Below are 9,223 nucleotides of genomic sequence, written 5' to 3'. Positions count from 1 at the left end.
CAACATCGATGTTGACTGATCTGGCGCTTTCGCGGGCAAGCCTTGCTCCTACGGTTTTGTGTTCGGCAGAACGTACCGATCAGACCTGCGCACTCCTGTGCTTGAGCTCGGTGTTGAGGATACGGTCGTTCTCGGAGTAATCCACGGGGCAATCGATGACGTGCACACCCGGCGTACCGATGCAGTGTTCCAGCAGCGGCAGCAAGCCATTGGCGCTTTCCACACGGTGCCCATTGGCACCATAGGCTTCGGCATATTTGACGAAATCCGGGTTGCCGTAATCCAGGCCGAAATCGGTGAAGCCCATGTTCGCCTGCTTCCAGCGGATCATCCCGTAGCCGTCGTCACGCAGGATCACCACGGTGATGTGCATGCCCAGGCGCACGGCGGTTTCCAGTTCCTGGCTGTTCATCATGAAGCCACCGTCGCCGCACACCGAAATCACGGGGCGATCCGGATGCACCAGGTGCGCCGCCATGGCCGACGGCAGGCCTGCGCCCATGGTCGCCAGGGCGTTGTCCAGCAGCACGGTGTTGGGTTTGTGGGCCTTGTAGTTGCGGGCAAACCAGATCTTGTAGATGCCGTTGTCCAGCGCGACGATGCCTTCGGAGGGCAGCACGCGACGGATATCGGCCACCAGGCGCTGCGGGTAGACCGGAAAGCGGTCGTCGTCGGCGCCTTCGGTGATCTGCGCTTCGTTGGCCTCGCGGATCGCCAGCAGGCGGCTGAAGTCCCAGTGACGGGTGTCGGTCAGCGCTTCACCGATCTGCCACACGGCGTTGGCGATGTCGCCGATGACTTCGATTTGCGGGAAGTACACGGCGTCGACTTCCGCCGAGCGGAAGTTGATGTGGATGACTTCGGTACCGCCACGGACCATGAAGAACGGTGGCTTTTCGATCACGTCGTGGCCGATGTTGACGATCAGGTCGGCAGCCTCGACGGCGCGATGCACGAAGTCGCCGGAGGACAGCGCGGCGTTGCCGAGAAAGCGCTCGTGACGCTCGTCGACCACGCCTTTGCCCATCTGCGTGGTGATGAATGGAATACCGGTCCTGTCGATCAGTTGCTTCAAAACCTTGGCGGTCATCTTGCGGTTGGCGCCGGCGCCGATCACCAGGATCGGGCTGCGGGCCTTCTGCAGTTTCTCCACCGCCGCTTCGACCGACTTGTGTTCCGCCAGCGGCCGACGATGCAGGCTCGGCGGGATCGGCAGGCTGTCGGTTTGTTCGGCAGCGATGTCTTCAGGCAACTCCAGATGCACGGCGCCGGGCTTTTCTTCTTCGGCCAGGCGGAAGGCTTCCCGCATGCGCGAAGGGATGTTGTCGGCCGAAGCGAATTGATGGGTGTACTTGGTCAGCGGTTGCATCATGCCGACCACATCGAGGATCTGGAAACGGCCCTGCTTGGATTTCTTGATCGGCTTTTGCCCGGTGATCATCAGCATCGGCATGCCGCCCAGATAGGCATAGGCACTGGCGGTCACCAGGTTGGTCGCGCCGGGACCGAGGGTCGAGAGGCTGACGCCCGTCTTGCCGGTGAGGCGGCCGTAGGTCGCGGCCATGAAGCCGGCGGATTGTTCATGGCGAGTCAGGACCAGCTTGATCCTGGACTTGCGCAGGGATTCCAGCAGGTCGAGGTTTTCCTCGCCAGGGATACCAAACACATATTCGACGCCCTCGTTTTCCAGGCATTGCACGACGACATCTGCGGCCTTGGCCATTTTTCTTCCTCGGTATCTTCAAGCGCTGATGCGCATTTTGTGTTGGGTCAGGGGGATTGAAGCCACGGGGCGTGGCTTATGCCGACGGCGCGACGCTGACGTCGGTCTGACCACTTTCAATCAAAGCCGCCAGAACAAACCCCTCAGCCTTCTTGCGCTCGACAAAGCGCCTCACATAAGCCGCCCCCGCGCCACGTCCGCGGGGCACTGCCATGGCCTGGCGGATCGAGGTGAACGCGCCTTCCAGCACCCGGTAACTCGAATCGGTGGCAGCCACCTTGGCCAACGGCTGACGCACGCCCGCCGCGGCGTCCAGGTTCTGTGCGAAGAACAGGTCCACGGCCCCGGCCGAAGTGTCGGCACGCTCGAGCTGCGCATGCTGCAACGTGCGGCTCAGGAACAGGTCATACGCCGCGCCCTTGCCAACCGCCAGTTTCAAGCCCGGCTGATCGAGGTCCTCGACTTTCACAAAGGGCGAGTCGGCAGCCACCAGATAGGTGCCTTCGATAATCACGTAAGGCTCGCTGAACGCGATCTGCTGCTCGCGCACCGGTTCGATGGCCAGGAACGCGATATTCCAGACCTGGTCGTCCAGCGCCGCGAACACCTTGCCCGCCGCATCGAACGTAATCAGCTCGAGGTCCACGCTCAGTTCGGTGGCCAGCGCTCTGGCCAGTGCCACCGATACACCCTGCGGTGATCCATCCTTGCCTGGTTGCGCCAGGACAGGATTGCCGAAATTGATCGCTGCCCGCAGGACGCCGCCAGGCGCCAGGTCGTCGAGTACCGCAGGGGTGATAAAGCTCATTGTGTGCTCCGGGAAAAAATGAAGTGAACCGGGTTCGCCTGTGGCGGCAACCCTCAATGCGCCTCGCGGGTCACCCCGTTCGAGGCTTGCGGTGCTGGCTTGTTGGTGACCCGCATCAGAATCGTCATCAAGAAGCCCGCAAGCAGCAGCGCACTGAGGAACAGCAGGCCATTGGCGGCGCTCTGACTGTTGCCCTTGACCATGCCGATCATCGACGGCCCGACAAAACCACCCAGGTTGCCGATGGAGTTGATCACTGCGATCGACACCGCCGCGGTGGTGCGATCGAGGAACAGCGTCGGCAGCGCCCAGAACGGCGATTTGAAGCTGTACAGACCAGACAGCGCGACACAGATCATCGCCATGGCCACGTACGGGTTCTGCAGCATGCCGGCACCGATCAGGCCCAACGCGGCAACGAACAACGGGATGGCCGAATGCAGCTTGCGCTCATTGCGTTTGTCCGAGCTGCGCGACCAGACGATCATCGCGGCGGTGGCGACGATGTAGGGCAGCATCGCGATCAGGCCGATCTGGGTATGGGTCAACGACTCGGAGAAGCCCTTGATGATCTGCGGCATCCAGTAGCCGATACCCAGGCTGCCGCACTGATAGACGAAGTAGATGAAGGCCAGGTACAGGACCTTCGGATTGCTCATGGTTTTCAGGACGCTCAGGCTCTTCACGTTCTTGCGCGATTGCCGGTCGCGTTCAAGTTCGGCGATCAGCCACTCGCGTTCCTCGGGTTTGAGCCATTTGGCCTGCTCCGGTTTATCGGTCAGGAAGAAGTAGCAGGCGACGCCGAGGAACACCGCGGGAATGCCTTCCAGGAACAGCATCCAGCGCCAGCCACTCCAGTTCAGCCAGGCGATGTTGTCCATGATCCAGGTGCTCATCGGCGCGCCGATGATGTAGCTGACCGGGATCGCCGCGGTGAACAGGGCGACGGTGGTGGCCAGTTCCCTGGAGCGGAACCAGTAGGTCAGGTAGACGATGATGCCGGGGAAGAAACCGGCCTCGGCTACCCCCAAAAAGAAACGCAGGATATAGAGCTGGTTGGCGGTCTGGGCGAAGGCGGTGAGCGCGGCGATGAAGCCCCAGGTCACCAGGATCCGGGCGATCCATACCCGGGCGCCGAATCTGTTGAGCATCACGTTGCTTGGCACTTCGAACAGGAAGTAGCCGATGAAGAAAATCCCCGAGATGAAACCGAAGGCTTCGCTGGAGAGGGCCAGTTCCTTGTTCATCTGCAGCGCGGCATAGCCGATGTTGGCCCGGTCCAGGTACGAGACGATATAGAGCAGGAATACGAAAGGGATGATCCGCCAGGTCACCTTGCGGACGATTGCAGCTTCATCAGGTTTATTGTTGTTCATGTCTACCTCACTGGAAGCGGGCCAGGGCCTGCTTCCGTGGTTGCATTGCCATAGAAACACAGAGGCCGGTTCAGGCCGAGAAAATCATGCACACCGGGCTGCCCGTCGAGACGGAAAAGCCGGTCTTGCGCAGCGCGCCCTTGCGCGGGTCCACCGCCATCGAAATGATCGTGTCGCTGTCTTCGTTGAGCGCGAACAGGAACCGCTCGTTGGGCGTCAAGGTGAAGAAACGCGGGGTTTTGCCATCGGTCGGCATGAACTCGACAGGGCTCAACAGGCCGGTGCCCTGATCGATGGCAAACACCGCGACGCTGTCGTAACCCCGGTTGGAGGCGTAGAGGAAGCGACCGCTGCGATCCACTTCGATTTCCGAGGCACGGCTGTTGCCGGTGAAGCTCGCCGGCAGCGATGGCAGCACCTGAAGTGCAGACAGGCCGCCGGTCTGGGCGTTGAAGCCGTAGGTGGTCACGCTGGAGTCCAGCTCGTTGACCACATAGGCAAATGGCGCTTTGGGATGGAAGGCCAGATGACGCGGGCCGGCACCTTCACGGGTGGTGACGAAAGGCTGGTCGGCCGGGAACAGCTTGCCGTTGTCGAAACGGAAACTGAACACGCGATCCAGGCCCTTGTCCGGTACCAGGACGAAGTTGCCGGTGTGGTCGAAGGGGTTGAAGTGCGGCTTGGCAAAGGGCTGCTCGACCCGATGCGGCCCGAGCGGCCCTTCCAGCTTGAGCAGTTGATTGAGCGTGCCAAGCGAGCCGTCCTCGGCCACGTTCATCACCGCCAGCGAACCACCGATGTGATTCGACACCACCAGAAAGCGCTCGGTTGGGTCCAGCGCGAGGTGCACCGGGTTTTTACCTTCACAGCTCCGGGTGTTGATGAAGGTCAGTTGGCCGGTGGCCTTGTCTACGCTGAAGGCGCTGACGTCGGTCTTGTCGCCGTGGACGGTGTACAGACGGTCGCCTGCCTTGTTCAGGGCCAGGAACGAGGGGTTGACCAGATCCTTGACCACCTGGACGGGGGCGAGGGTGCCGTTTTCCTGATCCACCCGATAGACCGTGATGCCATCACCACGGGCATTGCGCTCACGGGTGGTCCGTGACCCGACATAGGCGTACATAGGGGTAGTTCTCCGATTGGCAGGTTGGTTTTTCAGAAGATCCGCAGCGTGGGCGACGCCCGGCGGCAGCAGTGAACCCAGGGCCGAAACACCGGCGACAGTCGCCATCTGCATGAGCAGCGTCCGTCGGGTCGGGCCCTGGATAGAGCAGGCCGAATCCTGAATTTCAGGCGCAGGGAGGCCTGCGTTGATTTCGTCGCATTGCATGACTGCGTTCCTTGTTTTTGTTAATCGCATCGTCCGGGCCCCTTGCAGGGCCCGTTGTTCGAATCAGTGGCGCGTGCGCTTGACCACCTTGCGGATCACGAACGGCAGGACGCCGCCGTTGAGCAGGTAGCGAATTTCCTGCTGCGAATCGATGCGCAGGCTCAGTTCGATTCGTTGTTCTTCGCCGTTGCCACGGCGGATCACCATGACCACCCGGTTGTTGCCGACGCCAATCTCGTCGAGCCCCAGGAAGTCGAAGCTTTCGTCACCTTGCAGCGCCAGATCGGCCACCGACTGGCCGGCGCCGAATTGCAGCGGCAGAACGCCCATGCCGATCAGGTTGCTGCGATGGATACGCTCGATGCTCTGCGCAACCACCGCCTTGACCCCCAGCAGCGCCTGGGCCTTGGCTGCCCAGTCGCGACTGGAACCTGCGCCGTAGTTGATCCCGGCGAACACGATCATTGGCGTATGGCTGGCCGCATAGCTTTGGGCCGCTTCGTAGAGCGGCAGGCAGCGGCTATGGTCGGCGTTCCAGGCCCAGGCACCTTCGCCTGGCTGGTTATCGCCCAGCTGAAGGTTTCTCACCGACTTGTTGGTGAACGCGCCGCGCAGCATGACTTCATGGTTGCTGCGGCGGGTGGAGTATTGGTTGAGGTCGTCGCGGTTCTCGCCGTGCTCCAGCAGCCACTGTCCGGCCAGACTGTCGGCCGGAATGGAGTAGGCCGGCGAGATATGGTCAGTCGTGACGTTATCGCCCAACACCATCAGCGTGCGCGCGCCGCTGATGGCCAGGGTGGTCTTTGCCTCGGCACTGATATCGGCCAGGTACTGCGGGCGACGCAGGTAGGTCGATTGCGGGCTCCACGGAAATTGCACGCTGCCCTCGGCGGACAGGGCCTGCCAGTGATGGGTGCCGTCCCAGACCTTGGCCAGGCGATCACGGAAGAACTCCGGCTTGACCACCTGGGCGACCTGTTCGGCAATGGCCGCATCGGTGGGCATCAGGTCGTGCAGATACACCGGGTTGCCGTCGCGATCCCGGGCCAGGACGTCCGCTTCCAGATCGATATCGATGGTCCCGGCGATGGCGTAGGCCACGCACAGCGCCGGAGAAGCCAGATAGCCGGCAGGGATCTTCGGGTTGACCCGCCCTTCGAAATTGCGGTTGCCCGAGAGCACCACCACGCCTTTCAGGCCTTGATCGGCAAATTGATCGACGTGCTCTTCGAGGGAGCCCGAGTTGCCGATGCAAGTCATGCAGCCGAAACCGGCGAGGTCGAAGCCCAGGGCCGAAAAGTCGTCCAGCAGGTTGGCCTGGGCCAGGTAGTCGGCGACCACGCGGGAGCCGGGGGACAGCGACGTCTTGACCCACGGTTTGCGGGTCAATCCCAGTTGACGGGCCTTGCGGGCCAGCAAACCGGCCTGGATCATCTGCGACGGATTGGCGGTGTTGGTGCAACTGGTAATGGCGGACATCACCACGGCGCCGTGGGTGATCGGCTGCTGGAACGAAGGCTCGTAGAAGGTTTTCTGCTCCGGTCCGGCAATCAGGTTTGTGCCGCCCATCACTTCTTTCTGGAACGAGGCGGCGGCGTTGGACAGCTTCTGCCGCTGGTGCGGTTGATGCGGGCCGGCGACGCAGGCTTCGATGCTTGCCAGATCCAGCTCGATCAGCTCATCGAACTCAGGTTCCGGCAATTCATCCCGGCGCCACAGCGGCTGGGCGTTCATGTAGCCGATGACCTTCTGGATCAGCGCCTCGGAACGACCACTGAGCTTCAAGTACGACAGGGTATCGTCGTCGAACGGGAAGAACACCACCGTGGCGCCATACTCCGGGGCCATGTTGGAAACGGTACCGCGAGCCGCCCAGCTCAGGGACGACAGCCCGGGACCGGTGAACTCCACGAACGTGCCCACGACCGAGCGCTTGCGCAGGATCTCGGCCACGTGCAGCGACAGGTCGGTGGCGGTGACGCTCGGGCGCAGCGAGTTGGTGACACGAATGCCGATCACTTTCGGGAAGCTGATAGGCACGGGTTCACCCACCATCGCCGCCTGGCCTTCGAGGCCGCCGACGCCCCAGCCCAGCACGCCGATGGCATTGATCATGGGGGTGTGGCTGTCGGTGGCGACCATGTCGTCCGGGTGCAGCAGAGGCTGGCCGTCCTCGGTACGACCTTCCCAGACCACTTGCGCGAGGGCTTCCATGTTCATCTGGTGGATGATGCCGGTGCCCGGTGGAATCACGCCGAAGTTGTCCAGGCTCTTCTGTGCCCATTTGATGAAGCGATAGCGCTCGCTGTTGCGACGAAAATCGATGTCCAGGTTCTGTTCGACCGCATCGGCCTCGGCGTAACGCTCCACGATCACCGAATGGTCGATGGTCAGCACCGCGGGGATCAGCGGGTTCATGGCCTTGGGATCGCCACCGAGCTCCGCCACCACGTCACGCATGCCGGCGAAGTCGGCCAGCGCCGGCAGGCAGGTGGTGTCGTGGAACATCAGGCGGTTGGGCTGGAACGGCACTTCGCAGTCAGGCCCCTGGCCGATGGCACGGGACAGCACCGAGGGCAAGGCGTCAGGCGAGCAGCGCGCGACGTTTTCCAGCAGGATGCGGATCGAATAAGGCAGCTTCGAGATCTGCGCAGGAGACAACATCCTGTTCAGGTCGACATACGCAAACGACTCGTTATCGATCGACAGATGGCTGAAGAGGTCACAGGCAGTTTCGGTCATGCTCATATCGCTCAGGCTTTTTATAAGGGGCGCGGGATTCGGGGGTGAGCCGATCGGTACCGCTGATGAGCCGATACTAGGAGCAATCCTGTGTGCTGAAAATTGATCAATTACCATAGCAGCGTTCTCCTATGGAGAACGCTCGTTCAGTGTTGTGCCTGCCTCAAATGATCGATCAGGGTTCGCACCGTGGGTGGCGCCAGGTCGTATTTCCTGAAAACCAGCAACAGCGAACGCTGAGCCCACGGCTCGGCCAGCGCCACCGACTTGAGCTTGTGACTGCGCTGGTAGGGGCTTACGACACTGCGGGGCAATACCGCCAGCCCCAGGCCGGTGGAGACCATGCGGCAGATGCAGTCGAAGCTGCTGATGCGGATTCTCAGCTTGGGTGTCATGCCCAGCTTTGCCGCCTCGTTGGTCAGCATTGAATGCATGGAGCTGTCCAGGTGCGGTCCGACCAGTTCGTGCTCCAGCACTTCCTTGAAGGCGATGGACTTTCGATCCGCCAGTACGTGGCCCGCCGGGACCACCAGCGTCAGCTCATCCTGGCGGTAGGGCAGGGTCTCCAGGCCCTGGGCGGCGGTCTGTGCGGCGATGATGCCCAGGTCCGCGCTGCCATCAGACACCGCACGAATCACCGCCGAGCCGACACGCTCCTCGATATCGAATTTGATCTGCGGGTAGAGCGCCACGAACCGCGCGACGTCGTCGGGCAGAAACTGGGAAAGGGCAGAGGTGATCGCGTGGACGCGGATATGGCCTTTGACCCCGGCGGAGAAATCCCCCAGCTCGCTGTCGAGCTGCTCGATGGTCTGCTTGAGCTGGCGGGCGTAAAACAGCAGCGACTGGCCTGCCGGCGTCAACTCGACGCCGCGCGCGTTGCGCAATAGCAGGGCAGAGCCGATCTGCGATTCCAGCTCCGAAAGCCGCTTGCTGATCGCCGATACAGCCAGATGATGAATGCGCGCGGCACGGGTGAGGTTGCGTTCCTGCGCGACGGTGATGAACAGCGCGAGGGTGGTCAGGTCGTAGCGCACGGAATGATTCCTCAAGGCGGGCAGTGGTCAGGAGAGTAACACCCTTGCAAGCGGGGGCCTTGGGTCAACGGTGATGCGGGGTACATTGGGAGCAAACTCGCATTCCCCTGTAGGAGCCGAGCTTGCTCGCGATGGTGGTCAACGATAACGCTGGCTACCTGATGCCCCGCGGTGTCCTGACGCGCATCGCGAGCAAGCTCGGCTCCT

Annotated in this window: 6 protein-coding genes; all 6 read right to left on the bottom strand. The window is 62.1% G+C overall.

The genetic code is table 11. From position 1 onward, the window contains the following. Nucleotides 1-79: 79 nt before the first annotated feature. The gene (locus ACW9JE_RS11815; protein WP_457432848.1) at nt 80-1,723 is read right to left on the bottom strand and encodes an acetolactate synthase large subunit; all 1,644 of its coding nucleotides are present in this window, start codon (nt 1,721-1,723) and stop codon (nt 80-82) included. Between the two features lie 76 nt (nt 1,724-1,799). Next, nucleotides 1,800-2,531: a transporter substrate-binding domain-containing protein gene (locus ACW9JE_RS11810; RefSeq protein ID WP_224533019.1), complete on the bottom strand. Its 732-nt coding sequence runs from the start codon at nt 2,529-2,531 to the stop codon at nt 1,800-1,802. A gap of 53 nt (nt 2,532-2,584) precedes the next feature. Next, on the bottom strand, nt 2,585-3,907 hold the full coding sequence (locus ACW9JE_RS11805) for an MFS transporter (RefSeq protein ID WP_224533018.1): 1,323 nt from the start codon (nt 3,905-3,907) through the stop codon (nt 2,585-2,587). A gap of 70 nt (nt 3,908-3,977) precedes the next feature. After that, nucleotides 3,978-5,030, bottom strand: a complete 1,053-nt coding sequence (locus ACW9JE_RS11800; RefSeq protein ID WP_457432851.1) for a lactonase family protein — start codon at nt 5,028-5,030, stop codon at nt 3,978-3,980. 270 nt (nt 5,031-5,300) lie between these two features. Then, nucleotides 5,301-7,979 (bottom strand): aconitate hydratase AcnA, encoded by a 2,679-nt coding sequence (gene acnA, locus ACW9JE_RS11795; protein WP_457432847.1) that lies wholly within the window; start codon nt 7,977-7,979, stop codon nt 5,301-5,303. A gap of 146 nt (nt 7,980-8,125) precedes the next feature. Beyond that, a complete protein-coding gene (locus ACW9JE_RS11790) occupies nt 8,126-9,016 on the bottom strand; it encodes a LysR family transcriptional regulator (protein WP_457432845.1) in 891 nt (296 codons plus the stop codon). Nucleotides 9,017-9,223: the final 207 nt, after the last annotated feature.

Source organism: Pseudomonas sp. SDO55104_S430, from assembly GCF_054070595.1.
The sequence above is the reverse complement of the archived record's forward strand: the minus strand, read 5'-3'. Positions and strand labels throughout refer to the sequence as shown.